The sequence below is a fragment of the Pseudoxanthomonas sp. SORGH_AS_0997 genome (assembly GCF_031453535.1).
GTDB classification, from domain to species: domain Bacteria; phylum Pseudomonadota; class Gammaproteobacteria; order Xanthomonadales; family Xanthomonadaceae; genus Pseudoxanthomonas_A; species Pseudoxanthomonas_A winnipegensis.
Window position 1 is genome coordinate 2,489,975 of record NZ_JAVIZI010000001.1, and the last position, 15,577, is coordinate 2,505,551.

Consider the following 15,577-nt stretch of genomic DNA (forward strand, 5'->3'; position numbering starts at 1 on the left):
GTATTCGCACATGGCCGAAAACAGGCTTTGACAGCGCTGTCATACGCGGAGGGGCGTCGGCGCTGGCCCCGCCGCGGAGGCGGTCGCGCCATCATCCAAGGGAGATAGACCATGCGCTCATTCCGTGCCCTGGCGGTGTCGTCCGCCGTGATCCTCAGCGCCGCGTGTGCCAGCTACGCACCGGCGGTGCAGGCCCAGACGCTGGTGTGGGAAGACAACTTCGACGGCACCGCCATCGATGGCAACAAATGGACCTATGACGTCGGCACCGGCTGCCAGATCGGCAACTGCGGCTGGGGCAATGCCGAACTGGAGTACTACACCAGCCGGCCTGAGAACGCACGCGTGGAGAACGGCCATCTGGTGATCGAGGCCCGGCGCGAGGACTTCGGCGGCATGCCCTTCACCTCGGCGCGGCTGAAGACCGAGGGCCGCATGCACTTCAAGTACGGCACGCTGGAAGCGCGGATCAAGATCCCGCAGGTGGGCAATGGCCTGTGGCCGGCCTACTGGATGCTGGGCGCGGTCGGCGTGTGGCCGGCGCGCGGCGAGATCGACATGATGGAGGCCGGCTCGGCCCAGGCCATCGCCGACGGCATGGCCAACCGCCGCGTCGGCGCCGCGGTGCACTGGGACTACAACGGCTCGCAGGCCGACTACGGCAGCGACTACAACAGCCCGGTCGATCTGCAGAACGATTTCCACACCTACCGGCTGACCTGGGACGCGAACTACATCCGCATGTCCATCGACGGGCAGCAGTACTTCGAGTTCGCGATCTCCGACATTCAGGGCGCCTCGCTGCAGGAGTTCCATGCTCAGCAGTTCCTGCTGCTCAACCTGGCCGTCGGCGGCAACTACCCGGGCATCCACGACGTGGCCGGCATCACCGCACCCATCCCCGGCAAGATGGAGGTGGACTACATCCGCCTGTACCAGGACACGCCCGGCTCGGAGCTGTACATCGGCGCGGACCACGCCGCCCCGGCCGGCACCTTCGGCCTGTTCTCTGAGCGCGCGGGCCTGAGCGGCCAGCTGGACTACGGCAACGGCACCGACCTGTACCTGTGGAACAACCTGACGCCCAACAACGGCGCGGCCTATGAGGGCAGCCAGGTGATGTCGTATCGCGCCGCGGCCAACAACTGGTACGGGCTGGGCATCAGCAGCGGCTTCAAGAACTTCAGCAACTACGCCGGCGGCTCGCTCAGGTTCCAGATGAAGACCAACGCCACCGGCACCTTCAAGATCGGCATCAACACTTCCTTCGGCGACAGCTGGGTGGACTTCGTCAACGGCGGCAACAGCTACGGGCTGGTGCGCGACGGCAACTGGCACCAGGTGACGATTCCCTTCAGCGCCTTCTACGACCTGGACCTGGCCGCGGTGAAGCAGCCCTTCATGGTGGTGTCCGATCCGCCGCCGGCGGATGTGGATTTCGCCATCGACGATGTGGTGTATCAGAGTCCGTAGGGCGGCCCAGCTGTCGTTCTTGGGGGCGGCCTGTGTCCTGGCTCTTCCGGTAAACGTCCATGGGTTCCCGCTTTCGCGGGAACGACGGTAGGGAGGGTGCGGGGGCTGAGAGGCTTCAGTTGCGGCGGCGCGGGGCGGGGTGGGAGCGCTAGGATGCGGGGCCACCCCACTACGCCGCCGCCATGCCCTTGCCCCGCTCGATCCGCAGGCCCCGACACGCCCTCGTCCTCACCGCCAGCCTGCTCGCTTCGGGGCTGGCGGCGTCCACCGCCCGGGCCGCGCCCGATGCCGGCGAACGCGCCCGCTGGCAGCAGCATGCCGCGCAGGTGGAGATCACCCGCGACACCTGGGGCATCGCCCACGTATACGGCAAGACCGATGCCGACGCGGTGTTCGGCATGATCTACGCGCAGGCCGAGGACGACTTCAACCGCATCGAGACCAACTACCTGGTCAACCTGGGCCGGCTGGCTGAGGTCGAAGGCGAGACGATGCTGTGGCAGGACCTGCGCCAGCGGCTCTACTACGATCCGGCGCGACTGCAGGCCGACTACCAGGCCAGTCCGGCCTGGCTGCAGACGCTGATGCAAGCCTGGGCCGACGGGCTCAACGCCTACCTGGCCGCGCACCCGCAGGTGAAGCCGCGACTGCTGACGCACTTCGAGCCATGGATGGCGCTGAGCTTCAGCGAAGGCAGCATCGGCGGCGACATCGAGCGGATCGCGCTGAGCCAGCTGCAGGCCTTCCACGAGCGCAAGCCGGTGGCGATGACGCTGCTGGAGCGCGAACCGCAGCTGCGCCTGCCCAGCGGCTCCAACGGCATCGCCATCGCGCCCTCGCACAGCGCCGACGGCCGCGCGCTGCTGCTGATCAATCCGCACACCAGCTACTTCTTCCGCTCCGAGCTGCAGATGCGCAGCGACGAGGGGCTGAACGCCTATGGCGCGGTGACCTGGGGGCAGTTCTTCGTCTACCAGGGCTTCAACCGTCATGCCGGCTGGATGCACACCAGCAGCGGCGTGGACAACGTCGACGAGTTCGTCGAGACGCTCGCGCCCTGCGCCGACGGCAGCCCCTGTTACCGGGATGGCCAGACGCTGCGGCCGCTGCAGCAGCGCCAGGTCACCCTGTCCTACCGCACCGCGGCCGGCGGCCAGGCGCAGCGCAGCTTCACCGTCTGGGCCACGCACCACGGGCCGATCGTGCGCGCGCAGGACGCCACGCACTGGGTAGCCTTCGCCATGATGGACCGGCCGGTGGCGGCGCTGCAGCAGTCGTTCCTGCGTACCAAGGCGGGCGGCTTCGCCGACTTCATGAAGGTGGCCGCGCTGCAGGCCAACTCGTCCAACGACACGCTCTATGCGGATTCCGATGGCACCACCGCCTATCTGCATCCGCAGTTCGTGCCGATCCGCCATGCGCACGTGGACTATCGCAAGCCGGTGGACGGCAGCGACCCGGCCACCGCCTGGGATGGCCTGCATGCGCTGGACGCGCTGCCGCAGGTGGTCAACCCGCGCAATGGCTGGGTCTACAACGCCAACAACTGGCCGTGGAGCGCGGCCGGCGCCGACAGCCCCAACGCCAACGATTTCCCGCGCTACATGGACCAGGCCGGCGAGAACGCGCGCGCGCCGCATGCCATCGCCGTGCTCAGCGCGCGGCCGACCTTCACCCCGCAGCAGCTGATCGAAGCCGCCTATGACCCGTGGCTGCCGGCCTTCGACACGCTGCTGCCGCTGCTGCGGCACGACTACGCCGCGCTGCCCGACGGCGATGCGCGCAAGGCCGCGCTCGCCGGCCCCATGGCCGCGCTGGCCGGCTGGGACCGTCGCTGGGGGCTGGACTCGGTGCCGACCACGCTGGCGGTGACCTGGGCCGATGCGCTGCTCAAGGAGATCACCCCGCTGGCGCGCGAACGCGACCGCGGCGGCGTCGATGCGATGGCCACCCTGGCCACGCCCGAACAGCGCCTGGCGGCGCTGCAGGCCGTGGTCGACCAGCTGCAGCGCGACTTCGGCCGCTGGCAGGTGCCCTGGGGCGAGATCAACCGTTACCAGCGCAACGATGGCGCCATCGTGCAGACCTTCGACGATGCCAAGCCGAGCCTGCCGGTGCCGTTCACGACCTCGCGCTGGGGTTCGCTGGCCAGCGCCGAATCGCGCACCTATCCCGGCACGCGCCTGCGCTACACCACCTCGGGCAACAGCTTCGTGGCGGTGGTGGCCTTCGGCGCCGACGGACCGCAGGCCTGGGCGGTGAGCGTGGGCGGGGAAAGCGGCGATCCGGCCTCGCCCCACTTCGCCGACCAGGCCCCGCTGCATACCACCGGCCGGCTGCGGCCGGTGTGGTTCAACGAGGCCGATGTCGCCGCGCATGCCGAACGCCGTTATCGTCCCGAGGTGCCGCAGGGCTGAGCTGCGCGCGGCACGCCTGCACTGCGTTCGTTGGAAGCTCGCAACCTTCAATCCCAGGGGGATCTTCATGCTGCACCGTCTTGCAGTCGCCGGCTCGCTGGCGCTGGCCTTCAGTGCCTGTGCGCCCGTCACACAGGCGCGAGATGCGTCGGCGGACACGCCGGCACCGCACCGCTTCGTCCGCATCACCCTGCCGGCCGGCGCGGCGCCGACCTCGGGCCGGCTGCTGGTGTTCGCCAGCGATCCCGCCTCGGTGCGGGCCGCGTCCAGGAACGGCCAGATCACCGCGGTCGACGGCAATCCGTCCGCGCCGCATTCGGTGTTCATCGCCGCGCAGGAAGTGACGCACCTGGAAGGCGGCGGCAGCGTGGACATGGATCTGGACCAGATCGCCTTCCCGGCGCCGTTCTCCACCCTGTCCGGCGACTACCTGGTGCAGGCCGTGCTGGATGTCGACCACAGCTACAACTACACCGGCCGCAGCGGCGGCGATCTGGTCAGCGCGGTCACGCCGGTGAAGCTGACCCAGGGCAAGCCCTTGCCCAGCCTGTCGCTGGCGCAGACGGTGCCGCACACCTCCGACCCCTGGGCACTGTCGCCGCGCCTGCCCGAGGCCGCGCGCGCCGCGCTGCCGCAGGCCAAGGCGCACAGCTTCGACGCCTCGATGACCAGCCCGGTGCTGAGTGCCTTCTGGGGCCGCGACATCCAGCTGCGCGCCCGCGTGCTGGTACCGCCCGGCTACGACGCGAAGGCCGCCACACGCTATCCCACCGTGTATGTGACCCACGGCTTCACCGGCAACTACGACGCCTTCGCCGACAGCATCGTGACCACCTGGGACGCGATGGCGCGCCAGCAGATGCCGGCGATGATCTGGGTCTATCTGGAGGAGGCCGTCCCCAGCGGCACGCACGAGTTCGCCGATTCGGTGAACAACGGCCCGTGGGGCACGGCGCTGACCGAGGAACTCATCCCGGCCCTGGAAAAACAGTATCGCATGGACGGCAAGCCTTCCGGCCGCTTCCTCACCGGGCACTCATCCGGCGGCTGGGCCACGCTGTGGCTGCAGACCCGCTATCCCAAGCTGTTCGGCGGCACCTGGTCGACCTCGCCGGACCCCACCGACTTCCACGACTTCACTGGCGTGGATCTCTATGCCCCGAACGCCAACATGTATCGCCTGCCCGACGGCAGCGTGGCCCCGATGGCGCGCGAGGCAGGCAAGGTCGTGGCGACGGCCGAGGACCTGATCAAGATCGAGCGCGTGCTGGGGCCCTACGGCGGGCAGCTGGCCTCGTACGAATCGGTGTTCTCGCCGCGCGGCGCCGATGGCGCGCCGATGCCGCTGTTCGACCGCGACACCGGCCAGGTCGATCCCAGGGTCGCCGCGTACTGGACGGCGCACTACGACATCGCCGCGCGCCTGGCCGCGCAGTGGCCGCAGCTGGCGCCCGACCTGGACGGCAAGATCCACGTGATCGTCGGCACCGCCGACACGTTCTACCTGGACGGCCCGACACGCAGGCTCAAGGCGGTGCTGGATCGCCTGCACGCCAAGAGCGATGTCCGTTTCCGCGAAGGCCGCACCCACTTCGACCTGTACCAGGACGGCGACGACGAGGACGCCCTGCTCAAGCAGATGACCCGGGAAATGTACGCGGTGGCGCGGCCGGGCCAGTAGGCCGCCGGCGCGCGACGATGGCACGCCACCGGCCGGCTGCGGCCGGTGGCGTGCACCGAGGCCGACGTCGCCGCGCACGCCGAACGCCGCGATCGTCCCAAGGTGGCGCAGGGCTGAGCGATGGACGAAACACCTACACTGCGCATCTCGAGCACGCGTCATCCAACCTGGGGGCTTCCATGCTGCATCGTCTCGTAACCGCCACCGCCCTGGCGCTGGCCTTCGGTGCCTATGGGCCGTCCCTGCAGGCGCAGGCTGCATTGGCAACGACGCCCGCGCCGCATCGCTTCGTCCAGGTGACGCTGCCGGCCGGTGCCGCGCCGACCTCGGGGCGGCTGCTGGTGTTCGCCACCGAGGCCAAGGCGGCGCAAGCCGCCGCCAAGGACGGGCAGGTCACCTCGATCGACACCAGCCCGTTCTCGCCCAAGTCGGTGTCCATCGCCGCGCAGGAGGTGACGCATCTGGAAGGAGGCGCAAGCGTGCAGGTGGACCTGGACCAGATCGCGTTCCCGGCGCCGTTCTCCACGCTGGCCGATGGCGACTACCTGGTGCAGGCCGTGCTGGATGTCGACCACAGCTACAACTACACCGGTCGCAACGGCGGCGACCTGGTCAGCGCGGTCACGCCGGTGACGCTGGGCAAGGGCAAGCCGCTGCCGAGTCTGTCGCTGGCGCAGACGCTGCCGACCAAGTCCGACCCGTGGGCGCTGTCGCCGCGCGTTCCCGAGGCGGTGCGCGCCGCGCTGCCGCAGGCCAAGGCGCACAGCTTCGATGCCTCGATGACCAGCCCGGCGCTGAGCGCCTTCTGGGGCCGCGACATCCAGCTGCGCGCCCGCGTGCTGGTGCCGCCCGGCTACGACGCCAAGGCCGCCACGCGCTATCCCACCGTGTATGTGACCCATGGGTTCACCGGCGACTACGACAGCTTCGCCGGCAGCATCGTGACCACCTGGGACGCGATGGCGCGCCAGCAGATGCCGGCGATGATCTGGGTGTTCCTGGATCAGGCCACGCCGACCGGCACGCATGAGTTCGCCGACTCGGTCAACAACGGGCCGTGGGGCACGGCGCTGACCGAGGAACTCATCCCCGCGCTGGAAAAGCAGTACCGCATGGACGGCAAGCCCTCCGGCCGCTTCCTCACCGGTCACTCATCCGGTGGCTGGGCCACGCTGTGGCTGCAGACGCGCTACCCGAAGCTGTTCGGCGGCACCTGGTCGACCTCGCCGGATCCGAGCGACTTCCACGACTTCACCGGCGTGGATCTCTACGCGCCGAACGCCAACATGTACCGCCGGCCCGACGGCAGCGCCGTGCCGCTGGTGCGCGATGCGGGCAAGGTCATCGCCACCGCGGAGACCTTCATCAAGCTCGAACGCGTGCTGGGTCCGTACGGCGGGCAGATGGCCTCGTTCGAATGGGTGTTCTCGCCGCGCGGCGTCGACGGCGCACCGATGCCGATGTTCGACCGCGACACTGGCCAGGTCGACCCCAAGGTCGTGGCCTACTGGAAAGCGCATTACGACATCGCCGCCCGCGTGGCCGCGCAGTGGCCGCAACTGAGGCCCGACCTGGACGGCAAGATCCACGTGATCGTCGGCACCGCCGACACATTCTATCTGGACGGCGCGGCGCACAAGTTCCAGGCCGTGCTCGACGGTCTGCACGCCAGGAGCGACTTCCGTTTCCTGGACGGCCGCACTCACTTCGACCTGTACAAGGAAGGCGAGGACAACAACGCCCTGCTCAAGCAGATCGCCAAGGAAATGTACGCGGTGGCGCGGCCGGGCAAGTAGGCCGCCAGCGCTAGACGATGGCGCGGGCGCGCGGCGCGCCATCGGTCCTCCGGCGATGGCGTGCACGGAACATTGCCGCGTGAGCGGCGATGATCGCTCTCCCCATTGCCAGCAGGCCGCGCCCATGTCCGACCGCATCCTCGTGTTCTATGGTTCCTATCGCAGCGACCGCATGGGCATCCGCCTGGCCGAGTACGCGGTGCGCACGCTCAACGCGCGTGGTGCGCAGGCCGAGCTGATCGATGCCAAGGCGGTCGATCTGCCGATGTTGGACCGCATGTACAAGGAATATCCCAAGGGCGAGGCGCCGCCGGCGATGGAGGCGCTGGCCGAGAAGATCCGCACGGCCGATGGCTTCGTGTTCGTCACCGGCGAATACAACTGGGGCCTGCAGCCGGGGCTGAAGAACCTCACCGACCACTTCCTGGAGGAATGGTTCTGGCGCCCGGCCGGCATCGTCAGCTACTCGGCCGGCCGCCTGTCCGGCGCGCACGCCAGTTTCGCCTGGCACGGCACGCTCACGGAGATGGGCATGGTGGTGATCTCCAGCACCGTCACCGTCGGTCCGATCGGCAAGACGCTGGATGCGGACGGCCAGCCGATCGAGGAGGCCGGCAAGTCGCTGGAAAGGAGCTTCGCGCGCTTCGCCGACGATCTGGCCTGGTGGACCGAGGCCGCGCGCACCCAGCGCGCCAAACACAAGCCGCCGTACTGACCACGTCCCCTGGAGGCCCCGTTTTGCGTGTTCTGGCATGTCCTGCCTGCTGGAATCCGCCATGCGCGCCCTCCTGGTCCTTTGCCTGCTCCTGTTCCCCCTGCTCTCCGCCTCCGCGGCCGAGCCACGGATCGTCCAGCTCAGCGGCTCGGACGGGACCATGCTCGCGCTACGCGAGGACGGCACGGTCGTGGGCTGGGGCACGTTCAAGGACGGGCAGCTGGGGCCGAACCCGCAGCAGTACGGCAGCACGCGCTGGGCGCGTCCGACAGCGATCGCGCTGCCGGCTCGCATCCGTGAGATCGCCGGCGGCGGCGAAAACAGCTATGCGCTGACCGAGGACGGCCGTGTCCTGGCCTGGGGCGCGGGCGTGGGGCTGGGCGGCGGGACCGGCAGCGGCGTTGTCCAGGTATCGCTGCCTCCCGTGCGCCACCTCTATGGCCGGGAAGGCACCGCCATCGCCCTGCTCGAAGACGGCACGCTGCGCGCCTGGGGCCGGCGCGAAGAAGGCAGGATCGGCGACGGCCTGGCGAACAAGCGCTGGGGCGAGGCCAGCCCGCCCGCGCTGACGCCGGTGCGCGTACCCGGCGCCACCGACATCACCCAGGTCGCAATGGGCTTGACGCACACGCTGGCGCTGCGCCGCGACGGCACGGTGCTGTCCTGGGGCAGCAACCGCTATGGGCAGTTGGGCCGGCAGCCGGTGCAGGAGCCCGCGCTGGACCTGCCCGCCGCCGTCGATGGCCTGAACGAGGTGGTCGCGATCGCCGCCGGCGCCTACACCTCGATGGCCATCCGGCGCGACGGCACGCTGCTCGCGTGGGGCACCCGCGGCAACTACATGCTCGGCGATGGGCGCCAGGACGATCCGCCGGAGCGCTTCTCCGCGACGCCGCTGCCGGTGCCCGGCGTGCGGGGGCCCAAGGCGGTGCAGCTGTCCATGTACAACGCCATCGCCCAGTTCGAGGACGGCAGCGCGATGGGCTGGGGCAATACCGACTGGGGCAGCCTGGGCCTGGGCCAGAAGACCGGCTATTTGAAGCAGCCCAAGCGCCTGACCGTGCGCGACATCGCCCTAGTGTTCTCGCTGCATTACGGCACCTACCTGGTCAAGCGCGACGGCAGCACCTGGTACGCGGGCCATGGCGGCAAGGAGGAATGGCAGTCCCCGGTGCTCAGCCAGGCCACCTTCGTGCCGATCTCGCTGGCCCCGTAACGCGGCCGACGCGGCGGCTTCATCCGATCTGAGCGACCGGGTCGCTAGCCTCCCCGTTCCACCGTCATACAAGGAGACATCGCGATGGGCCTCTTCTCCAGCATCGTCAACAAGATTTTCGGCCACGCCTCGCCGCAGGCCACCACCGCGGCCACGCCGAGCGCCACGGCCAAGCCCGAAGTGGTCATCGTCGACGGCAGCGAAGCCACTGCCGGCATCGCCCCGCCCGCACGGACGCCTGCGCCCGCGACGCCGGCCGAGCCGGTCGATGTCGCCGCCGTGCTGACCGACATCGCCGCGCGCAAGGGCGGCAAGAGCGACTGGCAGCACTCCATCGTCGACCTGCTCAAGCTGCTCGACCTGGATTCCAGCCTGACCGCCCGCAAGGAGCTGGCCGAGGAGCTGAACGTCCACGCCGGCGAGGCCGGCAGCGCCGAGCAGAACATCGCCCTGCACAAGGCGGTGATGAAGAAGCTGGCCGAGAACGGCGGCAAGGTGCCGGCCGAGCTGAAGGACTGATCCCGCGCCGGGCCGCCTGCGGGCGGCCTCGCACGCCTCGGACCGCGCGCCGTCCCTGCGATGGCGCGCGGTTTTTTCGTTCAGATTGTCCGCGACGCCGGCGCCGGCTGGCGCTCCAGGCGCAGGAAGCGCGCGGCGTTGTTGTAGAAGATGTCGCGCTTCTGGCCATCGTCCAGGAATGGCGCGCGACGCACGGTGTCGATGGACGCGCCAATCGAGGCCGGCCAGGCCGGGCTGCCCGAGCCGAACATCACCTGGTCGCCCAGGCCGGCATCGAGGATCGCCTGCAGGTCGCGATAGAACGCCGGGCGGTCCTGACCGGCGACCAGCTGGCCGACGTCCAGGTACACCTGCGGATGGGCATCGAGCACGGCCAGCAGCGCCTCGGAGAGCGGCTGCGCCCCGTGCACCAGGTCCAGGCGCAGCTGCGGATGCCGCGCCAGCACGCGTTGCAGCGCCTCCAGCTCGGCGCCGGTCGCGGCCTGGCTGGCGGCGGTGCCGTCCTGGCGGCCCAGGTGCAGGCCGACCGGCAGATCCACCCGCGTGGCCAGCTGCCACAGCGGTTCAATGCGCGGATCGTCCAGCGCCATCTCTGCCGCCGGGCGGCGCAGACCGAGCAGAGTCAGCTGGCCGCTGGCGCGCAGCGCCTGGACCCGCGCCTCGGTCGCCCGCGTCGATGCGCAGCGGGTCCAGCGCCAGGTGGCCGGGCGCGCGCGCTCCGGCCGCTGGCATGGGCTGGCCGCCGTCCTGCACGGCGGCCAGGCCGATCACGTTGTAGCGGCGCAGCTGGGCCTGGGTATGCCGGTGCACGGCGGCAGCGGCCTCGGGCGACGCACAGGTCCCACCGGCCTCGAGACAGGACGCCGGTGCGGCGCCCGGCGCCGGCGGGGCGTGCAGGTGCATGTCGATGATCAGCGGTGTGCGCTCGGGCTCGGCCACGGCCACCCAGGCCATGCTGGCCACCAGCAGGCACAGCAGGCCCGGCATCAGCAGACGCCCCTGCAGGACGCTCAGGGCGAGCATCAGGATTCGAAGTTGCATAACACGGTTCCCCAGACGGTCGGCACGGGCGCCCCGGGAGGGGTCGCAAAGGCGCCAGGCTTCCCAGTCAACGTGGACTGCGGAGCGCGCCGGACAGCCTCCGGCGCAGGGGGCTAGTCTAGAACGGTCCGCAGGCCTTCGTCGTTCCCGCGGAAGCGGAAAGCCGGCGCCTGGCGCGCTGGAAGGCCAAAGTCCCTGGATTCCCGCTTTCGCGGGAATGACGATGGAGGGATTTCAGCGTTGGTCGGGGACGCGCGTCGTCTGCGCCCGGAGCGCGCCTTAGACTGCCTCGCCCCGCTCCCAAACGAACGCTGCTTATGCCCTGGCTCGTCGCCAAGTACGCCGTCACCGCGCTGATCATCGTGGTCGTGTCCGAAGCGGCCAAGCGCAGCGACCGGCTCGGTGGCCTGCTCGCCGCGCTGCCGCTGGTCACGCTGCTGGCCCTGGTCTGGCTTCAGCTGGAGCGGCAGCCGGCGGAGAAGATCGCCAACCACGCCTGGTACACCTTCTGGTACGTGGTGCCGACGCTGCCGATGTTCCTCGCCTTCCCCCTGCTGCTGCCGCGGCTGGGCTTCTGGTGGACGCTGGGCGCCAGCGCGACGCTGACCGTGGTGTGCTTCTGGCTGTTCGCCCTGGCGGTGCGGCCGTTCGGGATCCAGCTGCTGCCGTAAGCAAGGCTCGCAATCCACCCTGCTCACGCTTGTGCAGGCCCGCTCACAAGACCCAACGCTCCAACGCATCCCAACACTTGCTCACGCCGGTGCCACGGGTGGTTAACGGCGCGGCTTGCACCGTCGTTCCCACAGCAACGGCCGCACGTCGCGGCCGGACACGGGAGACGCAAGTGAGCAAGGCCAACGAGAAGTACGACCCGACCGCCGATGAGACCGTCGCCAATCCGAACCGCGATCCCATCACCGGCACGCCCGGCGCGCATCCTGTCGGCGTGGGCGTTGGTGGCGTGGTCGGTGGCGCGGCCGTCGGTGCGGCGGCCGGTTCGGTCCTGGGACCGATCGGCACCCTGATCGGCGCCGCGGTGGGCGTAGTCGCCGGTGGCGCCGTCGGCAAGGGCGTGGCCGAGAAACTCGACCCGACCGTCGAGGCCGACTACTGGCGCGCCGCGCACAAGCACCGCCCCTATTACGATCCGGCCAAGGACTTCGATCGCGACTACGCCAGCGTCTACGGCTACGGCCTGCAGGCGCGCGAGGCCGAGCCCGGCCGCAGCTGGGAGGAGCGCGAGGCCGAGCTGGAACGCGACTGGCCGCGCAACCGCGGCACCTCCACGCTGGAATGGGAGCAGGCCCGCCCCGCCGCGCGCGATGCCTGGGAGCGCGCCGACCGCAGCCATCTGGCCTATGCCGACAGCGACGAGCGCTTCCGCACGCACTTCGAACGTGCGCCGTATCGCGGCCCGGAGCACCAGTACGAGGACTTCGTGCCGGCCTACCGCTATGGCACGCGTTCGCGTTTCAGCAGCGACTTCGGTGGGCGCATGTGGGACGACACCGTCGCCGACGAGCTGCGCCTGGGCTGGAACAGCGCGCGCGGCAGCTCGCGCCTGGATTGGGATGAGGCCAAGGGCGCGGTGCGCGATGCCTATCTGTCCGATGAGCCCTTCGACGGCGGACGCCGCGGCTGAGTTCGATCCGACACACTGAAGACACGACAGGGCGCCGCGTGGCGCCCTGTCGCTTTGTTGCTGCTTACACCAGCTGCAGATCCTTCGGCTTGGCGCCGGGGAAGACCTGCTCCAGCTGGGTGCCGTTCAAGCCCCACATGCGCTGCAGCAAGCCGCCGAACAGCTCGCGGTAGTTGGTCAGCACCGGATAGTCGCGGTTCTGCAGCAGGTTGGCCTGGGCCACGTCCACCTGCGGCCCGGCGATGCGCCCGCCTTTGACGCCGCCGCCCAGCACCCAATACGTGGTGCCGTGACCATGGTCGGTGCCCTTGTCGCCGTTCTCGCGGAAGGTGCGGCCGAACTCGCTCAGCACCACCACCACCGTGTCGTTCCAGTCGTCGCCCAGCGCATCGGCATAGGCCGCCAGGCCCTGGCCGAGGTTCTTGAGGTTGTTGGCCAGCTGGCCGTCGGTGCTGCCCTGGTTGACGTGCGTGTCCCAGCCGCCGACATCGACGAAGCCCAGCCGGTACTTGTCGCGCATCAGCACGGCCATGCGCCGGGTCTCGTCGGCGAAGCTGCGCGCGCTGGCCGCGCCGCGGCTGGCCTGCATCATCTCCTGCTGCAGCGCCTGGCTGACCTGCTGGCGCAGAGCCAGGCCATCGCGCGCCGCGCTGGCCAACTGCGTGCCCTGGTACATGCCGGCCAGGATGTCGGACTGGCGCGGATCGAACACCGGCTTGGCATCGTTGCGCAGCGACAGGTTGGGGATCTCGCCGGCGCCCTGGAAACTCAGCGGCAGCGAGTCGGTGAAGGCGATCGCCGGCACGCCGGTCATCACCGCCGACAGCCGCGCCAGGAAGCCGGAGCGATAGTCGTGCCGGTCGGCGCCGGCCTCGCCCGATTCGATGTCGTCCTGGGTCTCGAAGTGGCTGCGCGACAGGTCGTCGGTACCGGCGAACGGCACGAACGCCAGCTGCTTCTTCTGCCACAGCGGCAGCAGGCTGTCGCGCAGCACCGGGTTGAGCCCCCAGTGCGCGTCCAGCGCGATGGCGCTCTTGTCGTTGGCCGGGTCGGGCCTGGCGATGGCCAGGGTGGGACGCGCGTCGTAGTAGAAATCGCTGGCCACCGGCACCAGCAGGTTGTTGCAGTCGTAGCCGCCGCGCAGGAACACCACCAGCATCCGGCTGCGATCCTTCGGCGGAGCGGCGAACAGCCGTCCGGACCAGCCCAGGCTGCCGCTGGCGGCGGCGGTCAGTGCGCTGGCGATGAGGAACTCACGACGTTTCATGGGAACACCCTCGTGCAGGGATGTAGGGATCAGCGGTAGTTGAAGTCGGGAGAAGCCAGCAGGAAGGCGTTCCACTCCTGCTGCGAACGCGCCTTGGCCAGCGCCTCGCGCGTGGCCGGCGCCAGCGTCGGCTCGATCGCGGCATAGAACAGCCGCGAGGCCGGCATCGGGAAGCCGCCCTGTTGCTCGGCCTTGCCATCGGCCTTGGCGGGCGTGAACAGCCGCGCATCGCCACCGCCGATGGCGCGGGCGATCTCGAAGCGCTTGGCCATCTGGCCCGAGCTGTTCCAGGCGTCGGAGGCCAGCGGCCAGCCGTCGGGCGTGATCCGGCCGAAGCTCTGCTCGCCCAGCTGCCCCAGCCAGCCCACCAGCGGCGCCGGGTTGGCGATCACCTGACCGTCGTAGGCGAAGCGGATCGAGGACACCAGGTAGCGATACGGATCCTTGAACTTGCGCTGGCCGGCATCGGCGAACTCGCGCGAGCTCACCATCGCCTCCATCACCTTGGCGATGTCGCCATCGCTGCGCAGGAAGGCCTTGGCCATCTTGTCCACCAGCGCCGGCGGCGGTGTATCGGCGACGAAGTATTGCGCCAGCTGGCTGGAGATGAAGTGCGCGCACGCCGGCTGGCGGGTGATGAGCTCCACCGCGCTGCGCACCTCGTCGAAGCCGCCGCCGGCGATGCGCTGGCCCAGCAGGGTCTTGTCGCCCTCCTGATGGCGCGCCGGGTTGAACTCGAACGCGCCCTCGCGCAGGTACTGGGCCTGCTGGGCCGGCTTGAGCTTGGGCGGGCCGTCGCGATCCGGCGGCGCGATGCCCACGCCGGTCAGCACCAGCGCCAGCTGTTGCACATCGTGCTGGGTATAGCCGGCGTCCACGCCGAGCGTATGCAGCTCCATCAGCTCGCGCGCGTAGTTCTCGTTGACCTTGCCCTTGGCGTTCTGCGCGTTGTCCAGGTAGTCCAGCATGGCCGGGCTCTTGAGCGTGGCCAGCACCAGGTCGGAGAAGTGGCCCAGCGCGTTGGGGCGGATGGCGCGATCGACGTAGTCGCCCAGCACCCAACCCACGCGCGCCTTGTCGGCCTGCACGCTGAAGTGGTTGAGCCAGAACCACACCAGCTGCTCGCGCAGCTGATCCGGATCGTAGACCGCGCGCAGCAATTCGGCCTGGCGCACCTGCTGCACGTTCTGGTTCTTCTGTTCCTGCAGCGCCTTCTTCGCGGCGGCCTTGGCGTCGCCGTCGGGCATGGCGTTGATCTCCTTCTGCCGCGCCGCCAGCTGCGTCAGCGCCGCCGGCGCCGACACGTTCAGCCCTTCGTAGCCCTGCAGCTGTGCCTGCACCGCTGCGGGCAGATTGGTATCGCCCGCATCCGGGTGCAGCTGCGCGCGCAGGTAGTCGCGCTGGCCCTGCTGGCCGAGCGCGGCCACGCTCGCGCTGTCCAGGCCGAACTGCACCCGCTCCAGCCAGCGCAGCTGATCCGGGGTCGGGCTGGCATCGCGCGCGGCGGCCGGCAGCGCGCACAGGACGGACGCGGCCAACAGGCCAAGCGACAACGCGCTTCGACGCGCACGGGAGAGCAGAGCAGCAGACGGGGTTGCAGGCGGGTGCATCGACCACCTCCGGGCGTTGCGGGCCATGTGCGCCGCGTGAAAACCCTAGCCCCGGCGTCTTGCACGCGGGTTAAGCCATTGTCGGAACGCGGCCGCGCGGGGGGCACGGATTCAGATGTGGCGCGATGTGGCGCCGCGTGGCAACTCACGTCGCCTGGGAGGCCGCGAAACGCGAGGTTGACGGAGGCTGCGACCGTGCC

13 protein-coding genes are annotated in these 15,577 nt (G+C 69.8%); 9 read left to right on the plus strand and 4 right to left on the minus strand.

The features are described 5' to 3' along the window. Positions 1 to 111: 111 nt before the first annotated feature. From QE438_RS10895 to QE438_RS10925, 7 genes are all read left to right on the plus strand, one after another. Entirely contained in the window at positions 112 to 1,473 is a 1,362-nt protein-coding gene (locus QE438_RS10895; RefSeq protein ID WP_306995712.1) for a glycoside hydrolase family 16 protein, read from the plus strand. 182 nt (positions 1,474 to 1,655) lie between these two features. Beyond that, entirely contained in the window at positions 1,656 to 3,890 is a 2,235-nt protein-coding gene (locus tag QE438_RS10900; RefSeq protein ID WP_306995710.1) for a penicillin acylase family protein, read from the plus strand. Positions 3,891 to 3,957: 67 nt separating this feature from the next. Continuing rightward, complete coding sequence (locus QE438_RS10905; RefSeq protein WP_306995708.1) at positions 3,958 to 5,571, plus strand: alpha/beta hydrolase-fold protein; 1,614 nt, start codon at positions 3,958 to 3,960, stop codon at positions 5,569 to 5,571. Positions 5,572 to 5,750: 179 nt separating this feature from the next. Beyond that, positions 5,751 to 7,367: an alpha/beta hydrolase-fold protein gene (locus QE438_RS10910; RefSeq protein WP_306995706.1), complete on the plus strand. Its 1,617-nt coding sequence runs from the start codon at positions 5,751 to 5,753 to the stop codon at positions 7,365 to 7,367. Between the two features lie 124 nt (positions 7,368 to 7,491). Beyond that, on the plus strand, positions 7,492 to 8,082 hold the full coding sequence (locus QE438_RS10915) for an NAD(P)H-dependent oxidoreductase (RefSeq protein ID WP_131660406.1): 591 nt from the start codon (positions 7,492 to 7,494) through the stop codon (positions 8,080 to 8,082). A gap of 61 nt (positions 8,083 to 8,143) precedes the next feature. Then, complete coding sequence (locus tag QE438_RS10920; RefSeq protein WP_306995704.1) at positions 8,144 to 9,298, plus strand: hypothetical protein; 1,155 nt, start codon at positions 8,144 to 8,146, stop codon at positions 9,296 to 9,298. An 84-nt stretch (positions 9,299 to 9,382) separates the two neighbouring features. Continuing rightward, the gene (locus QE438_RS10925) at positions 9,383 to 9,817 is read left to right on the plus strand and encodes a DUF3597 domain-containing protein (protein ID WP_130516731.1); all 435 of its coding nucleotides are present in this window, start codon (positions 9,383 to 9,385) and stop codon (positions 9,815 to 9,817) included. Positions 9,818 to 9,897: 80 nt separating this feature from the next. Here QE438_RS10925 and QE438_RS10930 read toward each other — a convergent pair whose 3' ends face one another. After that, the gene (locus QE438_RS10930; RefSeq protein WP_309736281.1) at positions 9,898 to 10,461 is read right to left on the minus strand and encodes an amidohydrolase family protein; all 564 of its coding nucleotides are present in this window, start codon (positions 10,459 to 10,461) and stop codon (positions 9,898 to 9,900) included. Beyond that, complete coding sequence (locus QE438_RS10935) at positions 10,382 to 10,858, minus strand: hypothetical protein (protein WP_309734084.1); 477 nt, start codon at positions 10,856 to 10,858, stop codon at positions 10,382 to 10,384. The genes QE438_RS10930 and QE438_RS10935 overlap by 80 nt, the downstream gene beginning before the upstream one ends. 317 nt (positions 10,859 to 11,175) lie before the next feature. On the opposite strand from QE438_RS10935, the gene QE438_RS10940 reads away from it, so the two are divergent. Both QE438_RS10940 and QE438_RS10945 read left to right on the plus strand, forming a co-directional pair. After that, the gene (locus tag QE438_RS10940) at positions 11,176 to 11,529 is read left to right on the plus strand and encodes a DUF3147 family protein (protein ID WP_306995700.1); all 354 of its coding nucleotides are present in this window, start codon (positions 11,176 to 11,178) and stop codon (positions 11,527 to 11,529) included. 173 nt (positions 11,530 to 11,702) lie between these two features. Beyond that, a complete protein-coding gene (locus tag QE438_RS10945; protein ID WP_306995698.1) occupies positions 11,703 to 12,500 on the plus strand; it encodes a hypothetical protein in 798 nt (265 codons plus the stop codon). 64 nt (positions 12,501 to 12,564) lie between these two features. Here QE438_RS10945 and QE438_RS10950 read toward each other — a convergent pair whose 3' ends face one another. Continuing rightward, positions 12,565 to 13,767 carry a DUF1501 domain-containing protein gene (locus QE438_RS10950; protein ID WP_306995696.1) on the minus strand — a complete coding sequence of 401 codons (1,203 nt, stop codon included), beginning with the start codon at positions 13,765 to 13,767 and terminating at the stop codon, positions 12,565 to 12,567. A 29-nt stretch (positions 13,768 to 13,796) separates the two neighbouring features. Continuing rightward, on the minus strand, positions 13,797 to 15,377 hold the full coding sequence (locus tag QE438_RS10955; protein ID WP_306995694.1) for a DUF1800 domain-containing protein: 1,581 nt from the start codon (positions 15,375 to 15,377) through the stop codon (positions 13,797 to 13,799). Positions 15,378 to 15,577: the final 200 nt, after the last annotated feature.